This is a genomic window from Paenarthrobacter sp. NCHU4564, from assembly GCF_052156435.1.
Taxonomy (GTDB): Bacteria; Actinomycetota; Actinomycetes; order Actinomycetales; family Micrococcaceae; genus Arthrobacter.
In genome coordinates this window covers 219,496-240,300 of record NZ_JBQLIS010000004.1, presented here as the reverse complement: position 1 = coordinate 240,300, position 20,805 = coordinate 219,496, and the positions used below count along the sequence as shown (strand labels likewise).

Here is a 20,805-nt window from a genome sequence, read left to right as displayed (position 1 = left end):
GTGCCCGCCGGCGTTCAGCCCACGACGGCGGGACGGTCGGCGGTTTGTTGGCTCCGCGGCGGCGCGGTCCGGGTCAGGCGCAGGGCTGCGGAGGCAGCAGCCAGGCACAGGATTTCGATGCCCATCACGGAGAGCATGGCCTCTGCGTGCCCGGCCGCGGATCCTGATACCGGAACACCGTGCAGATGGGATGGCCCGGCCGGGAATCCGTTCAGCAGGACCACATGGCCCAGGACCATGGCGGCGCTCATGGCCATGAGGTGTCCTGCCGCCTTCCGCACGCAGAACCGGCCGGGTGCCAGGGAGCGGAAGCAGGCCAGGCACGCAAGGCCCATCGCCGCCATGAGCCATGCCATGGCTCCCGCAGGTCCGAAGAGCGCTGCGAAGGCGTGCCCTAGTGCGCTTCCCATCGCGGCACCGCCCACCAGGCAGGCGGGCAGGGCCGGGCGTGCCGGGCGGCGGCGGTCGGTATGCTCCATGGGTTTTTCCTCCGTGGGTGGCGCGGTGGTTTTTCTCCGGCCAGCGACTTTACGTGCAGCTTGTGAGGTGGGTAACATCAAAGCGTTGGTTGAACAGTTGTACCATCAAAAATCGACTTCAGGAAGTGTCATGACCCTTCACACCACCTCTTTGGCTTACCCCCTGCAGGCCCCGCGGCCGCAACACCCCAGGCCGCAGCACCCGCTGGAACAACTCACCGCCGAGGAAATCCAGCAAGCCCGCCGCATCCTGGCCGACGCCGGGCTCGTCGCCGACACCACCCGTTTCGCCTACCTCGGGCTGCTGGAACCACCCAAGTCAGCCCTGCGGGGAAACACCGGGGAAGCCGAACGCACAGTCCGTGCCATGCTCTGGGACGCGACACGTTCCCGGTCCCTCGACGTCCGACTCTCCCTGACCACCGGGCTGGTGCAGGAACAGCGTGAGCTGAATCCCGCCGTCGACGGCCAACTCCCGGTCCTGTTGGAAGAATTTGGCCTGATTGAAGAGATCCTGGCCGCAGATCCGCAGTGGATCGCGGCGCTGGCCAGCCGCAACCTGACTCCGGAACAGGTGCGCGTGGCCCCGCTGTCGGCGGGTGTTTTCGAATATCCCAACGAGGAAGGCAAGCGGCTGCTGCGTGGCCTGGGTTTCCGCCAGGACCACGCGGCCGACCATCCCTGGGCGCACCCGCTGGACGGTTTGGTGGCGTTCGTGGACGTGGAAAACCGCCGGGTGGACCACCTGATCGACGACGGTCCCGTCCCCGTCCCGGAGGTCAACGGCAACTACACCGATCCTGCCATCCATGGCGAACTGCGCAGCGACCTGAAGCCGATCGACATCACCCAGCCGGAGGGACCCAGCTTCACCCTCGAAGGAAACCTGCTGTCCTGGGCCGGATGGGACCTGCGTGTCGGCTTCGATGCCCGGGAAGGACTGGTCCTCCACCAGCTCCACCACACCCTGGACGGCAGGCGCCGCCCCTTGATCCACCGGGCGTCCATCTCCGAGATGGTGGTCCCTTACGGTGATCCCGCTCCGTACCGCAGCTGGCAGAACTACTTTGATTCCGGCGAATACCTGGTGGGCCGGGATGCGAATTCCCTCAAGCTCGGCTGCGATTGCCTGGGCGACATCACGTATATGTCCCCCGTGGTGGCTGACGACTTCGGCAACCCCAGGACCATCCTCAACGGCATCTGCATCCATGAGGAAGACGCCGGGATCCTCTGGAAGCACACGGACGAGTGGGCCGGTTCCAACGAGGTGCGCCGCAACCGCCGCCTGGTGGTTTCCTTCTTCACCACCGTGGGGAACTACGACTACGGCTTCTACTGGTACTTGTACCTGGACGGCACGATCGAATTCGAAGCCAAGGCCACAGGCATCGTGTTCACCGCGGCCCTCCCGGACAAGGAATACGCGTACGCCTCGGAGATCGCCCCGGGCCTGGGCGCGCCCTACCATCAGCACCTCTTCAGCGCGCGGCTGGACATGGAAATCGACGGCGACGCCAACCGGGTTGAAGAGCTCGACCTGGTGCGGCTCCCCAAAGGCCCGGGCAACCCTCACGGCAACGCCTTCACCCAAAAGCGCACCATCCTGGCCCGCGAGTCCGAGGCAATCCGTGACGCGGACGGGTCCAAAGGCCGCGTCTGGCACATCAGCAACCCAGGATCACTCAACCACCTGGGCCACCCGGTGGGTTACACGCTGTACCCGGAGGGCAACCCCACCCTGGCCATGGCCGATGACTCCTCCATCGCCTCCCGGGCCGCCTTCGCCCGTCACCACCTCTGGGTAACCCGCCACGCCGACGATGAGCTGTACGCCGCGGGAGACTTCGTCAACCAGCACCCCGGGGGCGCAGGACTTCCTGCTTTCGTGGCGCAGGACAGGGATATCGACGGCCAGGACCTGGTGGTGTGGCACTCGTTCGGGCTCACCCACTTCCCCCGTCCGGAGGACTGGCCCATCATGCCCGTTGACACCACCGGCTTCACCCTGAAGCCCCACGGCTTCTTCGACGTCAACCCCACCCTGAACGTCCCGCCGTCCACGTCCGCCCACTGCGCCGCCGCTGAACGCAGCGCAGCCACGGACCACTGCGCACACTGACGGGGCTGCGGGGACGTCCACCGGGCGTCCCCGCAGTGGTAGGGTGCACACGGCCCCGCCGCCACCCTGCAACGCCTACCTGCAACACCTACAAGGAGCAGCATGCCCCGCTTGGTCGATCACCACGAACGGCGACGTTCGATCATCGAGACCACATGGCGGCTTATCGCTGACCAAGGCATCGAGAATGCCAGCATGCGCGACATCGCCCGTGAATGCGGGTACGCCGCCCCCGGTGTCCTTGCCCATTATTTCCCCAGCAAGGACGCCCTCCTGTTGGCGTCCTACGAGCTCATCTGCGAGCGCACCAATGAGCGCATCGCCAAGCACACGGCCCGCAAGCGTGGGCTCTCCGCCCTGCGCAGCCTCTGCCTGGAAATCATTCCTGCCGATCCGCTCACCGTGGTGGAGGCGAAGGTGGCTGTCTCGTTCTGGCAGCGCGCCCAAACGGAGGACGCGCTGCGCGCGGTGGGACGCGAGGCGCTGCTGCATTGGCGCGGACTCATCATGGACTTCCTCACCCAGGCAGGGCACGACGGCGAGTGCGCACCTTTGGTTGATCCGGATGCGGTGGCCGATGAGCTGCTGAATATCATGATGGGCCTGCATGTGACCTCCATGCTGGACCCTGACGCAGTGACCGGTTCACGCCAGCGGCATCTGGTGGAGAGGGCGCTGGCCAGGCTGGGCCGGAAAGAATCCTAGTCCCGGGCGGCTTTCGCTGCGACGATCTGCTGCCGTACCGCCTGTGCCACCGCGCGCACCCGCGCCGTGGGGCGATGGGATTTCAGATGGGCCAGGACCGTCTTCAGTTCCGGCACGTCGTCACGGATTTCCACGGCAGCCAGCCTGCCGCCGTCGTAGGTCAATGGGTGCTGCGGACGTTGGTGGAGGATCGAATAGCCAAGTCCCCTGGCCACGAACGTGCGGACGGTCTCGTAACTGGCCGAGCGGAACCGGATGTCCGGCTCGCGGCCGCCCAGGCGGGCAATGGAGAGCATCAGGTCGCGTGTGTGCGGGAGATCGAGCAGGACGAACGACTCCTCCGCCAGGGACGACAACTGGATCTTTTTGGACTGCGCCAGCTTGTGGTCCGGGGGCAGGGCAACGTAGGGCCGGACCGTGTCCACCACGGAGCGGGATATGGCATCCGGAAGGTCAAGGTCGTAGCAGAGTGCCACGTCGGCCTGGCCCGTCAGCAGCGCGCTGATGCATCCGGCGGTGTCTGTTTCGATGACCTCGGTCTTTAGGGCAGGGTGGTCCTCGCGCAAAGTGGTCAGGACCCCAGGCAGGAGGAACGGCGCCAGGGTGCTGAAGCACGCAATCCTGATCCTGCCTGCGACGCTCTGGTGTTCGCCACGGGCGTGGTCGATGCTCTCTTCCACCTGGGCCAGGATGGCCTGCGCGTCCCGGACGAAGAGCTCGCCCGCAGGCGTCAGGACCAACCCCTTGGAACGCTGCCGGATGAAGAACTGCGTGCCCACATGCCGTTCGAGCTGGGCAATGGCGGCTGAGACAGCAGACTGCGCAACATTCAACCTCAAGGCGGCCCCGGTCATGGACAGTTGCGCCGCCGCTTCCACGAAATAGCGCAACTGTGTAAGCGTGACGTCCATGCATCGAGGGTACACCGCACATCAGAAATATCGATGCAATCGTTCTAAAAGAACTGTTAGACAGATTCAACCGCTGACAGGAAGCTGAAAGGTACAAGCTACCTGCCAATGAAAGGCATCCCGTGAAACACCAGCGCATCCGCACCTTCAACACCAAGGACACCTACCCGGAACAGAACCTGGACAACGACCTCTGCCAAGCTGTCGTGGCCAACGGAGTGGTGTATCTCCGCGGGCAGATCGGACAGGACCTGGAAACCCGGGAATCCGTGGGGATCGGCGACGTGGAAGTCCAGACCGAGAAGGCCATGGCCAACATCGACATGCTGCTCAAGGAAGCCGGGAGCAGCCTCGAGGACATCGTCAAAGTGACCGTATACCTCATCGATCCCCGCTACCGGGAGACGGTGTACCGCACCATGGGCCGTTGGCTGAAGGGCGTTTATCCGGTGTCCACGGGAATCGTGGTCCAGGCCCTGGCCCGCCCGGAGTGGCTCGTGGAAATCGACGCCACCGCAGTGCTCTCCACGGAGGGACAGCAGTGACGTTCAGCATCGCCGCCACGGACGGAAGGGGCAGGTTCGGCCTGGCCGTTTCGTCGTCCTCTCCCGCTGTCGCAGCCCGCTGCGCCCACCTGCGCGACGGAGTCGGCGCTGTCAGCTCCCAGAACATCACCGATCCCAGGCTGGGCGTTGCCCTGCTGGACCGGCTCCAGGCCGGCTATTCCGCGCAGGAGGCGCTGACCGCCGTCGTCCATGAATCACCGTCCGTGAACTTCCGGCAACTGGTGGTCCTGGACGCCCACGGCGGATCCGCGGTCTTCAGTGGGTCCGGGACGCTGGGCATCTTCGGGGAAGGACGTGGCGCCCGCAGCGTTGCTGCCGGGAACATGCTCGCGCATCCCCACGTCCCCCAGATACTCTGCGATGCCTTCGAGTCCTCAACCGGGGAACTGGAACTGCGGTTGATGCAGGCACTCCGCGCTGCGGAGGCTGCCGGCGGCGAGGCGGGACCGGTGCGGTCCGCCGGCATGTCCGTAGTGTCCGGACACGGCTGGAGGGACACGGACCTGCGCGTGGACTGGCATGATGACCCGATCGGCGAGCTCGAACGGATCCTGGAGGTCTGGCTGCCGCAGCGGCGCGATTACGTGATCCGCGGGCTCGACCCCGCTTCCTCCGTGAGCTACGGGGTGCCCGGCGATGACCGCTGAGCGGGTTGTGACGGTGACGCCAGCCACGCAACGCGACCGGGTGCTCGGCGTCGTCAGGGCGCAGCAGGCTGCCCTGGTCCAGCTGTCGGAAACGCTGCATGCCAACCCTGAAACGGGCTGGCAGGAACACCGTGCGGCGGAATGGACCGCGGACTACCTGGCATCGCTCGGCTTCGACGTGGAGCGCAGCTACCTGGGATTCCCGACGGCGGTCCGCGCGGTTTTCGGTTCCGGCTCCCGCCGGGTGGGACTCATGGCTGAATACGACGCCCTGCCGGGCCTGGGGCATGCCTGCGGCCACAACATCATCACCGCCATGTCCTGCGGTGCCGCGGCCGCCCTGGCCGGGTTTGCCAAGGAGCACGACCTCACCGTGGAGGTCTATGGCACCCCCGCCGAGGAAGGCGGAGGCGGCAAGATCGAACTGCTCAAGAAGGGCGCCTTCCACGGACTGGACCTTGCCATGATGGCGCACCCCAGTCCCGTGGATTCGGCCGAAGCCCGGCCCTTCGCTGTGGCGCATAACCACGTGGAGTACAAGGGAAAATCGGCCCACGCCGCGGCCTACCCCGAGCAGGGAGTGAATGCCAATGACGCGTTCATCGTCGCCCAGGTGGCACTGGGCCTGCTCCGCCAGCAACTGCCTGCCGGCACGCGGGTGCACGGTGTCCAAACCCGGGGCGGTGAGGCGCCCAATGCGATTCCGGAAAAGACCGAGGGCCGGTGGTATGTGCGGGCGGAATCCCTGGCACAGCTGGGGGTACTGGAGGAACGGGTCAATCAATGCTTTGAAGCAGGCGCGGTGGCGACAGGCTGCGAGCTTTCCATCACACCGGAATCGGAACCATACTCCGAGTTACGGACGGAAGAGCGTGCCTTGATGTTGTACAAGGAGCATGCGAAGTCCTTGGGTCGCACCTTCGATGCCCCGCCCGGGCAGGCCACCATGAACAGGGCTTCCACGGACATGGGCAATGTGTCCCAGGTGGTTCCCGCCATCCATCCCTACATCGGGCTCGGCTGCTACCCGGCAGCCAACCACCAACCCGAATTTGCCGCGCACTGCGTTGGTGAAGCTGCCAACCGGGCCATCCATGACGGCGCTGCTGCCTTGGCTCTGACGGCATTGGACTTCCTGGCCGGATAGCGCCGGTCCCCCGTCAACGAAACCCGTCCGTCACAAGCAAACGACAACTGAACAGGACCATGACACAACCATCAAACATCCCGGCCCCGGAGTTGCGGCGGGAACATGACAGCCTCGGGGACCGCGATGTCCCCGGGGCTGCTTATTGGGGCATCAGCACCGCCCGGGCCGTGGAGAACTTCCCCGTCAGCGGGCGCACCATCGGCACCCTCCGATCCCTCATTTATGGCCTGGGCGCAGTGAAACTATCGGCCGCCCGGGCCAACGAGGACCTGGGTCTTCTGGAGACCGCCAAGTCCGCGGCCATTCAGCAGGCCGCCCGCGAGGTGATGGACGGGAGGCTCGACCGTGAATTCGTGGTGGATGCCATCCAGGGCGGGGCAGGCACCAGCACCAACATGAACGCCAACGAGGTCATCGCCAACCGCGCGCTGGAGTTGTTGGGCCGCACCAAGGGTGATTATTCGGCACTGCACCCGATCGACGACGTCAACCGGAGCCAGTCCACCAACGACGCCTACCCCACGGCCATCAAGATCGCCCTGCAGCGTGATCTTGCTGCCCTGTGCACCGAGCACCATCGACTGGTGGGGGCCTTCGAGTCCAAGGCGGCAGAGTTCGCCGGCATCATCAAGGTAGGCAGGACCCAACTGCAGGACGCCGTGCCCATGTCCCTGGGCCAGGAGTTCGGCGCCTTTGCGGAGACCCTCCGCGAGGACGGGTGCCGGCTGCAGGAACTCCTCCCGCACCTGGCCGAATCGAACCTGGGGGCCACCGCGATCGGGACGGGCATCACCGCTCCCCCCGGGTATCGGGAGGCGGTCATCCGTGAACTGGCGTCCGTGACCGGGCTGCCTCTGGCTCCAGCCGCCAACCTGGTGGAAGCCACCAGCGACACCGGCGTCTTCCTCCTGGTATCCGGCGTCCTCAAGAGGGCTGCGGTGAAGTTGTCCAAGATCTGCAACGACCTGCGCCTGCTCTCCTCGGGCCCCCAGGCAGGTTTTGCCGAGATCTTCCTGCCCGCTGTCCAGGCAGGATCATCCATCATGCCCGGCAAGGTAAATCCCGTCATCCCGGAAATGGTGAACCAGGTGGCGTTCCGGGTGGTCGGCGCCGATGCCACGGTCACCATGGCAGTAGAGGCCGGTCAGCTGCAGCTCAACGCCTTCGAGCCGGTCATCATCGACTCCCTCCTGGAATCCATTGCCTGGCTGGGCGTGGCGTGCAGGCAACTTCGGACACACTGCGTCGACGGAATCACCGCGAACACTGCCCTGTTGCAGCACCGCATGCTTGATTCCATCAGCGTGGTCACCGGGCTGGCACCGCTGATCGGTTACGCGGCAGCCGCTGAGCTCGCCAAGGAAGCCCTGGCCACCGGGCGGGGCATTGCCAAGCTGGTGGCTGAGCGTGGCCTCCAGGACCAGCACCAGATGAAGGAAGCACTGTCTGCCCGGACGTTGGCAGGCCTGGACTGACCGGAGCTGAGTAAAACAACGGGGACCAGGCCTTGGGCATGGTCCCCGATGCTTCTATTTTTCGTCAAGCGTTAGGAATGAGTGTGAGCGCTGACCGGCGGCCTTGCCCCGGACCTGGTTTTGTTGGTGGGTGGGGCGCTCGTGGTGAGTGGCCAGCCCCCATCTCCCCCGTTCGTTGTTTTGGCTGCTGGCGAAGCTTGCGGAGCTGTGCCCGACGGAGGCCTGTCTACCCTTTGGGCAAGGGCCGGGAAACTCCTGAAGGAAATAAGCGACGCAGGAGCGCCGGAAGGAAATTCCCGGGACGCAGGCCCCGACGTAGGAGGGGCTAGACCGGCCGGAGCGGGAACGTACAATCCCTTGGGACAGCAGCCAAAAACAGGAAAAACGCTTCTACAGCCCGAGCGGAGCGAGGACCGATTCCGGTGCGGGCTGCCGCGCCGGCATGCTGCACCGGAAGGTGAACTGCCGCGCAAGACACCCGATGCCAACACCGAGGCGGTTATCTGCGCTCCGGTCAGAGCATCGCGTCTGGCTTCACTGGGTGGCCTTCTTCCGCGCACGGCGTGGGGGCGGTACTGGGGCAGGTTCGCGTCGAAGGGCGCGGTATACGGTGGTGCGGCTGACTCCGAGGACCTCGCCGATCTTTTCGACGGTCATGTCCTGCTGCTCGTACAGACGGCGGGCGGTACGGAGCTTGTCGCTGGTCAGCAGCGACGGCCTGCCCCCGGCGCGTCCTCGAGCCCGGGCTGCCTTCAGTCCGGCGTTGGTCCGTTCTCGGGTGAGATCGCGTTCGAATTCGGCGAGGGCGGCGAAGACGTGGAAGACCAGCTGACCGCCTGGTGGTGTCGATGGCTCCTGCAAGGAACGGAACCCGATGCCGCGGTCCTGGAGGGTAGCCATCTGGTCGATGAGATGGCGAATGGATCGGCCTAGCCGGTCCAGGCGCCATATGACCAGAGTGTCACCGGGTCGGAGCTGGTCCAGGAGTTTGGTTAGCTCGGGGCGGGACTGAAAGGATACGGAAGCCGTGTCGGTGAAGATCCGGTAGCATCCGGCCTCTGTGAGTGCGTCCTGTTGCAGGGCCGCGTCCTGGTCTGCGGTGGAGGTGCGGGCGTAGCCGAGGAGCTCTCCCATGGGCTAAACGTAGCAATACCCGTGACGCAGGGATAGATCCGCTACGTAGATACCGGCACTCCCTTCTGCGACAGCCAGGTGGCCCCAATTCCCCGGTCGAGGGGGCCAAGGGCGCTTGTATCAAAAACGCTCGTTTTTGCAACTGATTGGCGATTTGACCGGGTCAGGGGATTCAAAGCCCGAACGCTCCGGATAGTCTGAGGCCGAGGTCCACGGGAGGGAAGAAGGACTACTGCGTGAACTCTTTTGCCTTGAGCGGTCAATACATAGTGTGAGCACAGACAGCGACATCATCAGGCAGTCCCGCGACAGCCCTGCGGTTTTCGGGGAGCTGTACGATCGGCATGCGCCAGCCATCTACCGATACGCGGCAAGACGGGCCGGGGAGTTTGCCGCCGAAGACGTTACCTCAGAAACGTTTCTAGTCGCTTGGGAACAGCTGGATAGCTATGACGTCACCCGGGATGATGCCCGTCCATGGTTGTTCGGCATCGCGACCAACCTCCTTCGGCAACATCACCGTGCGGAAGCCAACGTCCTGAGAGTGGCAGCCAAGTCTGCCTCACGTGAGGCCTTGACTGACGACTCCGAGAGGATCGCCGCCGAGGTTGACGCCAAAGCGGCCACCGGGCGCATTGCTCAGGCGCTCAGGAGCATGGCTGCCATCGATCGCGAAACACTACTGCTCTACGCATGGGCTGACCTGACCTACGAAGGCATAGCCCAGGCCATGGGCGTCCCTGTAGGAACGGTCCGCTCTCGTCTGAACCGTGCGCGGCAAACGCTCCGATCCCAGTTCAACCTCGAAAGACTTACGGAAATGGAGAACAACCATGGACGACCTGCAACTACTCCGCGAGATGCGTAACGACGTGGGCTCCGCCCCGCCGTCCACCCTGGCCCGGGGCCGGGAAAAGGTCATGGCCAAAGTGACAGCTTCGTCCACGCCACCACCGCAGCAAAAAGGAACCGTCACTGCTCTCCGTTTCCGACGCCGCGCTCTGTTCGTTTCTGCTGCGGCCGCATTGGTGGTGGGAGGCATCGTTATTTCAGATGTCATTAGGCCCGGATCTCCGGGAGCGACAGCGGAGGCGGCCGAGGTGCTAAACAATGCTGCTGCTGCAACCATCCGGACATCTGACCCGGTCGTGGGCGCCGGTCAATACCTCAAGATTGAGAAAAAGTCGGTCATCGGGTCCGGGGGGCAGGCTACGGATCTAAGCAAGGTGAAGTGGCAGGGGACCTCAAACAGCCAGATGTACGTGCCAGCGAACAGGGCGGACGAATGGGTCTGGAATCACGAGCCGCGCATGATTTTGGACTCTCCGAGTGACGCCCAGCCTCTGCCAGAGGAGATTCGCGAGGCTCTGCAGACACAGGACCAAGAGCAATCCGAGTTAGTCGGCATCCTGCGTGCCCCGGGAGGTACCTTCAACGGCAAAGAACCCACCGTCCTCGTTGGGACGTCATTGAAGGAAGCTTCGACTTTACCCCGAGACCCGAGGACTCTGCTGGATCTGGTCTATGAACGTACCAGAGCCACTGGGAAGTCTGCGGACAACGAGGCTTTCATGGCGATATCGGAAGGTTTGGGGACAGGTTTCGTCCCTGCTGACCTCCGCGCTGCGCTTTACAAGGCAGCTGCTCTTATTCCCAACGTCACGGTAACCAACAAACACGCAATGATCGACGGTCACTCAGGCATAGCCATCGGCATCGCATCACAGGACGGGGTTACGGGATCCAACATCGTCATCGATCCCGAGACCGGGTTGGTAATTGGGAAGCAAGCCGTACTACTCAAGGACTATCCAGGATTTCCTGCAGGGACTGTTACCACCTGGACCTCGCTGCGGACCTCCGTGGTCGATTCGACCCTTTAAGCGATCCACCCGATGTTCCCGCTCGCTAAGGCTTTTGAACGCACACAACCTGGGACGGGCGGTCGTCATCGGGGGGGTGACCGCCCATCCACACACAACGCCTTCTCGTCCTTTTGGAGACGGAGAGATCTCCTGAAGCCTCGAAAGAATGCCGAAAAGAACCGTCCTTAGCGCACCATCCTGATTCCAGGGTTTAGCAAGCAAGCTGTTGCAATCCAGCTAGCTGTTCGAATCTGCGCGCCAAAACCACAGCAAACTGAACGTTAAGTAAAGAGCAATATCGACAGCTCGCTACTAGATCTCAGTGAAGAAATTTAGGAAGCCAACGAAGGAATAGCGACACTCCTATTGTCAGGAGCACCTAAAATCCAGAGTTACTCCGCAACCACCCAAAGACTACCCTTAGCGCAACCGCGTTCCGTCCAACTGTCGGATACGGTGTCAACAAGGCCCCCACCGACATCGAAGGGTGAACCGGAGCTTGCCACAACATTCTTCTTAGCATCGACAATTTCAAAGCTCTTCGAATCACCCCGTACCGCGTAACCCTGGGGCCACACAAGGGTGAACAGGGACCCATCCCCGGAGGCCCTTGCGTGCACGCAGCCTTCACCATCGAGTTCCAGGGTTCCTGAGAATCTCGCGTCCATCGCCATTTGCTGATGTGCTTCAACGGTGACTAGACGCAAAGCAGGCGGCGTCGAGGACGTTGCTGGCGCTGCGCATGCGCCGACGGCCACCGCTAGCGAAAGTACGACACCTACAGCTGTCAACCTATGCTTATTTCCCCCCATAGAAAGACTATACGGGTGAAACACGCGAATGCACTATAGGTAAGTCGCTAGAGCTTGACGTGCAATTTGGAAGTGTACTGAGTATTGCAAGTACCTAATTACATGTCGTTGCCATTGGCGATGTAGCCCCAGGCTCTGCGTTTCAATGCGTCCACCAAGGCAATTCACCATAATTGTCAATGGGCGTGGCGGAGTCAGAACGTCTCATATGCGGGTTAGAGTCTGCCGTAGTCGGGATTCCCGGCTATTCGAATCAGAACATGGGGGCAACATGTGGAAGTTAATTAGGGGCGGGATCTCTGGGATCGCTGCCCTGGTTGCAGCACTTTTTGTCGTAGTGATAGGCGTGCAGCCGGCTCACGCAGGGTGGTACAACTACCTAGTTGGTCATCCAATGTACAAGGGTACGTCGCCTTGGTGTACCGGAAGCTACGTAATCTACGGCACGAGCGGAACGTTTATCCTGACGGCAGGGCACTGCTTTTACGTTGGCGAACGAGTATCCGGCACCGGCGCCGGATTCGGGACGCTGGCGTACCGAAAGGCCTACAGCACTGACGGTGACTCAGGACTTGTTCGAGCCGATCCTGGTGTAGACATGTACCAAACCATCGTCGATCCCACCACAGGAAATGCACCCGGAAGCGGTCAAGTAACGGGAAAAATGCCCAACTCGGAGCAGACCGTCCTGACCCGAGTCGGAAAAATGGGAAATACTACAGGCTGGACTGAAGGGACAATCCAGTACCGGTACCAAAACTGGGACGGCGTCACTGCCTACTGCGCCGACTACGCCCGTGCCGGAGGTGACTCCGGTGGCCCTGTATGGCGGCAGGACAGTCAAGGCCTTCGCGCCGTAGGGATGCACGTAGGCGCCATCAACTATTACGGTTCCACCCTTGGCTGCTACATCCCCATCGACACTCTTTTGAGCCAGTGGGGAGCCAGCATGAACTTCTGGCCGAGCTACGCAGCCCGTGGAGCAGTTGCTGAAGAGGAACTGCTGCCTCCCAGCCCTAGCAAGGAGCTTCCACCTGTTCTTACAGCCGCCGACGGCGTGGAGCTGATACGCGACTGAGACTCAGCGGAAGTGTAGACGGGAGGAGCACTGCCTTTCCGAACACCTAGAATGCACTGACCGGAGCATCAGGGCCCGGCGGTCACTCTTGCGAGAGCGAGAGTGACCGCCGGTTTCTCTGTGACGTAAAGAGCGTTGAGTTGACGGTAGAGGGTACGGGCGACGTAGCGCTTGAGAGATCTACGGATTTCGCGGTAGCTCCGGCCTTCCTGGGTGCGTTTTGCGACGTACTCCCGCGTCCCCGGGTCGTGGACCATCCGAGTCATGGTGATTGTATGCAGGGCACGGTTGAGGCGCCTGTCACCGCCCCGGTTGAGCCTGTGCCGGACAGTGTTGCCACTTGATGCAGGCAACGGATTCACACCACCAAGTGAGGCGAAGGCAGCTTCGCTGCGGACCCTTCCTGGATGCGACCACGCTGTCAGGACAGTGGCGACCGAAACGGCCCCGGCGCCGACCATCTCCAACAGCGGCGCCGCGGGGCATTGCTGGATCAGCTCGGTCATGCGCTTCTGGTTCGCGGCCAACTGCTCGGTCACCTCAACTACACGGCGAGCCAACCGAATGGCTTCCTCGCGCGCGATCGAGAGTTCCAGAGGCTCCTTTCGTTCCCGCCACCTGGCAATTGTGGCGATCTGCGCGGGAACTAATGCTTTACGGGCATCGAACCCAAGATCGTGGGCCCGCAGCAAAGCCAGGAGTGCATTGACATTGAGCGTCCGATCGCGGGTCAATTGGTCCCGGGTAGCACTGAGGATCCTGAGTCTTGCACGGGTTCCTTCGCCCCTCCGCGGAGACCGGAGCTGAGCATCCTCCAGCCCGAGGACAGCAGTTCCGAGGGCGGCTGCGTCCAGCGGGTCGGATTTACCGATCCCCGGCGATTCCGCGCGTTCATACGTGGGGCTTCGGCGACATCGTAGCCGGCGTCAGTTACTGCCTTGGCCAGACGGGCCCCGTACGTGTCGACACCCTCAATTGCCCATAGACACCCCATGTCGCCGCCTGTCCTGCGCCTACCCAAGCCAGTGCGCGGGATATCCCGGCCGGGTGGTTGGGAACTGCTCACATGCGATCTGTCGCCTGGTACTGGCCTCAATGACGGCGTAGTTGTGGGTGCGGGCGTGGCAGTCACGCCAATAACAAATGGGCGGGTTTGGGCAACGATGGTAAACGCGGCCACCCTCCTTTTATTGAACGGGCAAAATGGCCGCACGACGGCCGGCGTTGAACCTGGGAGGAGTCACTTCGAGGCAAAACTGTGATGAGCCACAACCACCAAAGGCTGGGCAAGCTTCTGATCAGGCCACCGACGTGGAACAGGTCAATGCCGGCCGCTCCACCCAGCGCGGACAGGTCGGGGGTAGTGCACCCTCAAGGGGCCAGTAGTTTTTTAGGTCCTAGACGCCGGCCACCAGCATCTCCTGCTCGTTGTGGGCCAGGTAGCTGCGCTGGATGGCGATTTGGTCCGCTACATATTTGGCGTCGTGCCACACGCCCCAAATGAAGCTCGATCCACGGCGCGACTGCCACGGCAAGCCGAGGAAGTAGATACCGGGCTCTGAGGAGACACCACGCTGCTGGAGCGGCCTGCCCCTGTCATCAAAGGCATCCACTTCCAGCCAGCTGTAGTCCTGGACGAACCCGGTAGCCCAGATAATCGACGCCACCCCGGCGGCTTCAAGGTCCAGTTCCTGCAGGGGATTCTTAAGGCACTCCGGATCCGGCCGCATCGCACGGGCCTCAGGTTCCTCGGGGAGGTCCAGGCCGTTGCGCTCCACATAGGCATCCGCCTCGTCCAGCAACTGCAGGTAATGGGCATCACCGTTCGCGACGTTCTTCCGCAGGTCGTCCGCGAAACGCACGGTTCCGCCGTCGTACGCTTCAGTGCGCCCCACCAGGGTGATGCCCTGTTCGGCGAGTTCCCGGAAGTCCACTGTATGGCCGCCGTCGGCGCCGCTGACGGCGATGGTGACATGCTCGGCACCCTGTGGAGGAGTAGAAGCATCCCACAGGCCCAGGACGCCAAGCCACCAGCAGAAATCCCGGCCGCGGTAGCTGCGCGGGGGACGGTCGTGGGGCCCCAGCGACAGGTAGACCTGCCGCCCGGAGCGCTGGATTTCCGCCGCGATCTGCACTCCGGACGATCCCGCACCGACCACCAGCACCGCACCTTCCGGGAGTTGGTGAGGGTTGCGGTAGGAACTTGAGTGCAGCTGCTGCACCGCCGCAGAGCCAGGCACGACGGCGGGAATCACCGGCCGCTGGAAGGGTCCGGTTGCTGCCACGACGTAACGGGCGTTGTAGCTGCCTTCGCTCGTTTCCACCTGGAATCCGGGGGCACCTGTGTTCCGGCGAACCGACGCAACCTCCACGCCGCAGCGGATCGGCGCACCGATCTTCTCCGCATAGGCCGCAAAATAGTCGGCAACCTGCTCCTTTGAGGCGAACTCGCCCGGTTGCAGGTCGCTGAACTCCAGCCCGGGGAACCGGTCATGCCACGCGGGCCCGTTTGCCACCAGCGAGTCCCATCGCATGGTCCTCCAGCGTTCGGCAATCCGGTGGCGCTCCAGGACAACGTGATGGATGCCCCGGTCGCTTAAGTGCTCGCTCATGGCCACTCCGGCCTGCCCTGCGCCGACGACGAGGACCTCCACCTCTTGGCTTGTCATGTGATCTCCCTAAATTCAGGCGGAGTGCTGGCGGCACCAATGACCGTGCACCTCCGCGATGCCCATTTCGTGGGGGTTAATTCATTCTCGCCACGCGCAGTGCATCTGCATAGCGCATAAATTCGCGCAACTGCATCTGAATTGTCGATGTATCTAGATCGCCGTGTGCGGCGCCCTGCTTTCGTCGCCATGCTTCCGCCGGGCCTCGTCAGCGCGCAGGCGGTCCAGCCTCTGCATCAGCGGAGCCGTGGTGGCCCCGTGGACCACCACGGACAAAGCAACAACCAACGCAACCAAGGCCCACAAGGCGTGCTGGTCGCCGTCGAAGTTTCCGTGGCTGAGGGCATACGCCACGTAGTACAGCGACCCTATGCCCCGGATGCCGAAGTAGGAGATGGCCAGGCGCTCGCGCGGTCCAGTCTTGCCTCCCAGCAACCCCAGCCAACCCGCTGCCGGGCGCACAAGCACCAGGAAGACCAGCGCCACCAGCACTTCCGCCCAGCCGATGCCGTCCAGGACTCCCCGGGCGATCGCGCCACCCAGGAGGACCAGAATCACGATCGTCATCAGCCGCTCAAGCTGCTCCACGTAACCGTGAAGCACCTGGTGATAAGAGTGGTGGCGTTCGGCTGCTCTGATGGTCAGGGCGCACACGAAGACAGCGACGAATCCGTAGCCCTCGATCATCTCCGTAGCGCCATAGGCAAGGAACGTGGCGGCCAGCGCCACGAATCCCTCCGAATGCTCGGACAGGCGGAAACTGCGGATCGGGGAGGCAAAGAAGAGCCGGCTGAGGACTTTCCCGGTTCCGAAGCCCACCAGCACCCCCGCAACCATGCGCCAGAGGATATCGAGCGCAGCCCATTGACCCACCGCTTCCGGCGTCACTCCCACCAGGCTGATCGCAATGGCCAGGTAGACAAACGGGAAAGCCAGGCCGTCATTGAGCCCCGCCTCCGAGGTGAGCGCAAAACGGACTTCATCCTCGTCTGGGTCCGTCTCGGTGTCCGCCGGCTTTCCCACCTGGACTTCGGAGGCGAGCACAGGATCGGTGGGCGACAACGCAGCGCCGATCAGGAGTGCCGAGGCCAGCCCCAGCCCCAGGACCCACAGCCCCAGCATGGTCATCACCACGATGCTCAGGGGCATGACGATCGCCAACAGCCGCCATGTGGTGGACCACCCCCGCCACCGGAAAGGCCGGTCCAGCGCCAACCCCGCACCCATGAGCGAGATGATGACGCATACCTCGGTCAGATGCATGGTGAAATCGGCGTACTTAACCGGGTCCGGGTCAGGCAGGTCGGGAAGCAGGGCGAATGCCAGAATTCCGCTGCCAAGGAACACCATGGGCATGGACAGCGGCATACGGAGCAGCAGCTTGGGCAACACCGCGGCAGCGAGGACCGCCAGGCCGGCCGCAAAGAACAGGATGCTGGGGGCTTCGAACAAAGGGGCTTCTTCCTGTGGCACCGGCTTGCAGGGCAGTTGGCTCAACCCGCGCCGGTTCCCAGTAGCTTAGCCCCGGCGGCTGAGGCGGTGCTACGGCTGAGTGGGCGGGGTAGTTATTTCATGACGCGATAAATGAAATGTTTTTTGTACTTTTTGTATTTGACGTTCAAAAAGGACAGACGTGCAATTTTCAACTACTTTTGAACATCGCAAGCAATCAATAATTATGGGGGAACACATGCGTCACGGCTGGGTGGTGGGATCCGTGGTCATCCTGGCGATGCTGTTTCGATTCACCGGTGTTCACCGGGCAAACGACGTCTTCATCGACGAAATCACCTATGCCGATCTGGCCGGACAAATAGCGCAGGGAACCGTTCCCTCAATACTCGGAAATCCTTTCTTCCTGCATCCTCCCGGCTCCTACATCCTTAACTCGTGGGTCATCAACATGTTTGGCCTTGAGGGCCACCCTATGGACCTCGCGTTGCAGTTACGATGGGTCAACGCCGTGCTCGGCGCGGTAACCGTCGGGGTCTGTTGCCTTCTGGTCCGAGGCCTGGTGGGGGTGCTGCCCGCAGCAGCAGCCGGCATCATCATGGCAAGTGACCCCTTCATCCTCCGCATGGACGGCCGGTTGATGATGGAAACGCCCGCCGGGTTGGCCGTCGTGTCCGGGTGGCTCCTGGTGATAGTGCTGCTGAACCGGAAATGGCGACGACCGCGTCTATGGCTGGAACTCGGCGCGGGGCTGGTTTTCGGACTGGCAATCGTCATCAAGGACATGACGGTGGTGTTCACCCTGGTCCCGCTCCTTGCGGGCGTGTTCTGGAGGAACACCATTCCACCCCTGACGGCCCTGCGCATGATGGGGTCCGCCAGTCTTCCATATGTGGCGTACATGGGCTGGGTGGCGGCCAACGGGCTGCTTCCGCAGTGGTTCGACCAGAAATCGGTCGGTGTCCTGCGGATCCTGGGGGCCGTCCAGATGACAGGTTTCAACGCCGTTCCGAGTGCGGATCTTGCGGGACGGCTGATCGAAATGACTGGTCGCTTTGGAACGAGCTACCTGCTGCTGGGGCTTTCCATTCTCTCCGGGGCAGTAGCGGCCACCTCAAAAGTTGCCACCCGGCGCACCATCGGATTGTTCTCACTGTTTACGGGCTTCATGGGAATCTACTCCGTCTTCTTCGGAGCAGCAGAGGAGCAGTTCGGTTATTGCGTGGTGCTGGCCGCCCTCGTTTCCACGCCGATCGCCGTCGAAATGCTGATGCGGTGGCGCCCAAGGCTCCGGCGGGCCTTCGTCATCGCCACGGTGGCGGTTGTCATTGTTGGGCTCGCTCTGGGGGTACAGGCAAGGACGGTCACCGACGATGGCCTGGTCCGGGCCCGGGAGTGGATGGTCAACAACATCCCGGCCTCAGCGACCGTTGGGCTGACCTCGGTCACCGGCGAATTCGCGCTGCTGCCCCGCGATCACTGGGAAGTCCTGCCGTCGCTGCTCTCGCTCCGGGACAAAGACGCGCAGTATGTCCTCACCCAGGGCAGGCAACTCAGCCAGGGCTATGGCTTCGCAGCCCCTGAACTCCTGGTGTGGCTGGCGGGCAACGCCGAACCCGTCTTCACGTTCACGGGGCCAACCAACGGGGAAACCGTCGTCTGGAAACTGGACCGGGAAAAACTCAAGGACGCTGTGGAGGCAGGCCAGACGCTCCCGCCGGTATCCGGCGGCTACCGGTGATGTGCTGAACAAAGCGGCGGGCCGCCCGTGGTTCCGTTCGGAACCCGGGCGACCCGCCGCCGTCGTGCGTTAACCCGCCGCAGTACCCCTAGAGGTTCTCCACCAGGGAAACATCGCGCACTGCGCCCTTGTCCGCGGAGAGCGCCATGGCGGCGTAGGCCCGAAGAGCCGGGGAAACCTGGCGGTCACGGTTCTTGGGCTTGAAACCGCCGTTGACCAGGAGCTTTTCGCGTCGTTCGGCCAGGATCTCGTCGGAGACCTGCAACTGGAGCGAGCGCTGCGTGATGTCGATGCTGATGATGTCGCCGTTTTCCACCAGGGCGATGTCGCCGCCGGAAGCAGCCTCAGGAGAGATGTGCCCGATCGACAGTCCGGAGGTGCCGCCGGAGAAGCGGCCATCGGTGATGAGGGCGCACTTCTTGCCCAGGCCGCGGCCTTTGAGGAACGAGGTCGGGTAGAGCATTTCCTGCATGCCCGGACCGCCGCGGGGGCCTTCGTAGCGGATGACCACCACGTCGCCTTCCTTCACGGTCTTGTTCAGGATCAATTCCACGGCCTCATCCTGCGACTCGCACACGATCGCCGGGCCTTCGAACTTCCAGATGGACTCGTCCACGCCTGCGGTCTTCACCACGGCACCGTCCACGGCGATGTTGCCGCGGAGCACGGCCAGGCCGCCGTCCTTGGAGTAGGCGTGCTCCACCGAGCGGATGCAGCCACCCTCGGCGTCGACGTCCAGGGAGGTCCATTCGTTCGACTGCGAGAACGCCGTGGAGGAACGGACGCCACCGGGGGCAGCGTGCCACAGGGCCTGGGCTTCCTCGGTCGCCTTGCCGCCGCGGATGTCCCAGTCGTCCAGCCAGCCGTCCAGGTCGTTGGAGTGTACGGAGTGGACGTCCTTGTGGAGGAGCCCGCCGCGGTTGAGCTCACCCAGCAGCGCGGGGATGCCGCCGGCGCGGTGCACGTCCTCCATGTAGTAGGTCTTGTCCTTGGCAACGTTCGGGGCCACCTTGGCCAGGCACGGAACCTGGCGGGACTTGGCATCCATCTCGGCCAGGCCATAGTCCACGCCTGCTTCCTGGGCAGCGGCCAGCAGGTGCAGGATGGTGTTCGTGGAACCGCCCATGGAGATGTCCAGGGCCATGGCGTTGTCGAAGGCCTTGGCGGTGGCGATGGAGCGGGGCAGGACCGACTCGTCGTCGCCGTCGTAGTAGCGCTTGACGAGGTCGACGACGGTCGCGCCCGCCTTCTCATACAGCGCCTTGCGGGCGGTGTGGGTTGCAAGAACGGAACCGTTGCCCGGCAGGGACAGGCCGATGGCCTCGGTGAGGCAGTTCATGGAGTTCGCGGTGAACATGCCCGAGCAGGAACCACAGGTGGGGCAGGCGTTCTCTTCGATGAGGTTGATGTCTTCATCGGAGATGGATTCGTCCACGGCATCGGCAATGGCGTTCACCAGGTCCAGGGAGCGTACGGAACCATCGGTCAGGGTCACGCGGCCAGCCTCCATGGGTCCGCCGGAGACGAACACTACAGGGATGTTCAGGCGCAGCGCGGCCATGAGCATGCCGGGGGTGATCTTGTCGCAGTTGGAGATGCAGACCAGGGCATCAGCGCAGTGTGCGTTGACCATGTACTCCACCGAGTCGGCGATCAGGTCGCGGGAGGGCAGGGAGTAAAGCATGCCGGAGTGGCCCATGGCGATGCCGTCGTCCACGGCAATCGTGTTGAACTCACGCGGGACGGCGCCTGCGGCGAGGATCGCATCGGAAACGATCCGGCCCACGGGGGCAAGGTGGGTGTGGCCGGGAACGAACTCCGTGAAGGAGTTGGCTACGGCGATGATCGGCTTGCCGATATCCGAGTTGGCGACGCCGGACGCGCGCAGCAGTGCGCGGGCGCCGGCCATGTTGCGGCCGTGGGTGACAGTTTTAGAGCGTAATGCAGGCATGAGTACCATCCTGCTGTGTTTGTCAGCCCCGCAGAAGACGGCCCTGAT

Annotated in this window: 16 protein-coding genes and 1 pseudogene; 10 read left to right on the top strand and 7 right to left on the bottom strand. The window is 63.3% G+C overall.

Annotation, left to right across the window (positions count from 1 at the left end; translation table 11 throughout):
• Positions 1–14 precede the first annotated feature (14 nt).
• Positions 15–479 (bottom strand): hypothetical protein, encoded by a 465-nt coding sequence (locus tag ACSVIE_RS06625; protein WP_442423378.1) that lies wholly within the window; start codon positions 477–479, stop codon positions 15–17.
• A gap of 130 nt (positions 480–609) precedes the next feature.
• Between ACSVIE_RS06625 and ACSVIE_RS06620 the strand changes: the two genes are divergently transcribed.
• Together ACSVIE_RS06620 and ACSVIE_RS06615 are read left to right on the top strand one after the other, a co-directional pair.
• Positions 610–2,601: a primary-amine oxidase gene (locus ACSVIE_RS06620; protein ID WP_442423377.1), complete on the top strand. Its 1,992-nt coding sequence runs from the start codon at positions 610–612 to the stop codon at positions 2,599–2,601.
• A 102-nt stretch (positions 2,602–2,703) separates the two neighbouring features.
• Entirely contained in the window at positions 2,704–3,306 is a 603-nt protein-coding gene (locus ACSVIE_RS06615; protein ID WP_442423376.1) for a TetR/AcrR family transcriptional regulator, read from the top strand.
• Here the strand turns inward: ACSVIE_RS06615 and ACSVIE_RS06610 are convergent.
• Entirely contained in the window at positions 3,303–4,217 is a 915-nt protein-coding gene (locus ACSVIE_RS06610) for a LysR substrate-binding domain-containing protein (protein ID WP_442423375.1), read from the bottom strand. The genes ACSVIE_RS06615 and ACSVIE_RS06610 overlap by 4 nt on opposite strands.
• 122 nt (positions 4,218–4,339) lie before the next feature.
• Here ACSVIE_RS06610 and ACSVIE_RS06605 point away from each other — a divergent pair, with 122 nt between their 5' ends.
• From ACSVIE_RS06605 to ACSVIE_RS06590, 4 genes are read left to right on the top strand one after another with little or no spacing between them, the layout of a single operon-like run.
• Positions 4,340–4,762: a RidA family protein gene (locus tag ACSVIE_RS06605; RefSeq protein WP_426005785.1), complete on the top strand. Its 423-nt coding sequence runs from the start codon at positions 4,340–4,342 to the stop codon at positions 4,760–4,762.
• Positions 4,759–5,430: a DUF1028 domain-containing protein gene (locus tag ACSVIE_RS06600; RefSeq protein ID WP_426005783.1), complete on the top strand. Its 672-nt coding sequence runs from the start codon at positions 4,759–4,761 to the stop codon at positions 5,428–5,430. The genes ACSVIE_RS06605 and ACSVIE_RS06600 overlap by 4 nt, the downstream gene beginning before the upstream one ends.
• Positions 5,420–6,577, top strand: coding sequence for a M20 family metallopeptidase (locus ACSVIE_RS06595; RefSeq protein WP_442423374.1), 1,158 nt, complete (start codon positions 5,420–5,422; stop codon positions 6,575–6,577). Before ACSVIE_RS06600 ends, ACSVIE_RS06595 begins: the two co-directional genes overlap by 11 nt.
• A 59-nt stretch (positions 6,578–6,636) precedes the next feature.
• Complete coding sequence (locus ACSVIE_RS06590) at positions 6,637–8,055, top strand: aspartate ammonia-lyase (RefSeq protein ID WP_442423373.1); 1,419 nt, start codon at positions 6,637–6,639, stop codon at positions 8,053–8,055.
• A 534-nt stretch (positions 8,056–8,589) separates the two neighbouring features.
• On the opposite strand, the gene ACSVIE_RS06585 is transcribed toward ACSVIE_RS06590, so the two are convergent.
• Positions 8,590–9,189, bottom strand: a complete 600-nt coding sequence (locus ACSVIE_RS06585; protein ID WP_426005778.1) for a recombinase family protein — start codon at positions 9,187–9,189, stop codon at positions 8,590–8,592.
• A gap of 271 nt (positions 9,190–9,460) precedes the next feature.
• Between ACSVIE_RS06585 and ACSVIE_RS06580 the strand changes: the two genes are divergently transcribed.
• From ACSVIE_RS06580 to ACSVIE_RS06570, 3 genes are all read left to right on the top strand, one after another.
• Positions 9,461–10,057 (top strand): RNA polymerase sigma factor, encoded by a 597-nt coding sequence (locus tag ACSVIE_RS06580; RefSeq protein ID WP_426005777.1) that lies wholly within the window; start codon positions 9,461–9,463, stop codon positions 10,055–10,057.
• Positions 10,023–11,072 carry a CU044_5270 family protein gene (locus ACSVIE_RS06575; protein WP_426005776.1) on the top strand — a complete coding sequence of 350 codons (1,050 nt, stop codon included), beginning with the start codon at positions 10,023–10,025 and terminating at the stop codon, positions 11,070–11,072. The genes ACSVIE_RS06580 and ACSVIE_RS06575 overlap by 35 nt, the downstream gene beginning before the upstream one ends.
• 939 nt (positions 11,073–12,011) lie before the next feature.
• Complete coding sequence (locus ACSVIE_RS06570; RefSeq protein WP_442423372.1) at positions 12,012–12,944, top strand: trypsin-like serine protease; 933 nt, start codon at positions 12,012–12,014, stop codon at positions 12,942–12,944.
• A gap of 68 nt (positions 12,945–13,012) precedes the next feature.
• Here ACSVIE_RS06570 and ACSVIE_RS06565 read toward each other — a convergent pair.
• From ACSVIE_RS06565 to ACSVIE_RS06555, 3 genes and pseudogenes are all read right to left on the bottom strand, one after another.
• Positions 13,013–14,124 (bottom strand): annotated as a pseudogene (locus ACSVIE_RS06565) (IS110 family transposase).
• 217 nt (positions 14,125–14,341) lie between these two features.
• Complete coding sequence (locus tag ACSVIE_RS06560) at positions 14,342–15,613, bottom strand: flavin-containing monooxygenase (protein WP_442423371.1); 1,272 nt, start codon at positions 15,611–15,613, stop codon at positions 14,342–14,344.
• 153 nt (positions 15,614–15,766) lie between these two features.
• Positions 15,767–17,065, bottom strand: a complete 1,299-nt coding sequence (locus ACSVIE_RS06555; protein ID WP_426005772.1) for a cation:proton antiporter — start codon at positions 17,063–17,065, stop codon at positions 15,767–15,769.
• A gap of 238 nt (positions 17,066–17,303) precedes the next feature.
• Here ACSVIE_RS06555 and ACSVIE_RS06550 point away from each other — a divergent pair, with 238 nt between their 5' ends.
• Positions 17,304–18,806: an ArnT family glycosyltransferase gene (locus ACSVIE_RS06550; protein WP_442423370.1), complete on the top strand. Its 1,503-nt coding sequence runs from the start codon at positions 17,304–17,306 to the stop codon at positions 18,804–18,806.
• A gap of 88 nt (positions 18,807–18,894) precedes the next feature.
• Here the strand turns inward: ACSVIE_RS06550 and ilvD are convergent, their stop codons facing one another.
• On the bottom strand, positions 18,895–20,757 hold the full coding sequence (ilvD, locus tag ACSVIE_RS06545) for a dihydroxy-acid dehydratase (protein ID WP_442423369.1): 1,863 nt from the start codon (positions 20,755–20,757) through the stop codon (positions 18,895–18,897).
• Between the last annotated feature and the right edge of the window lie 48 nt (positions 20,758–20,805).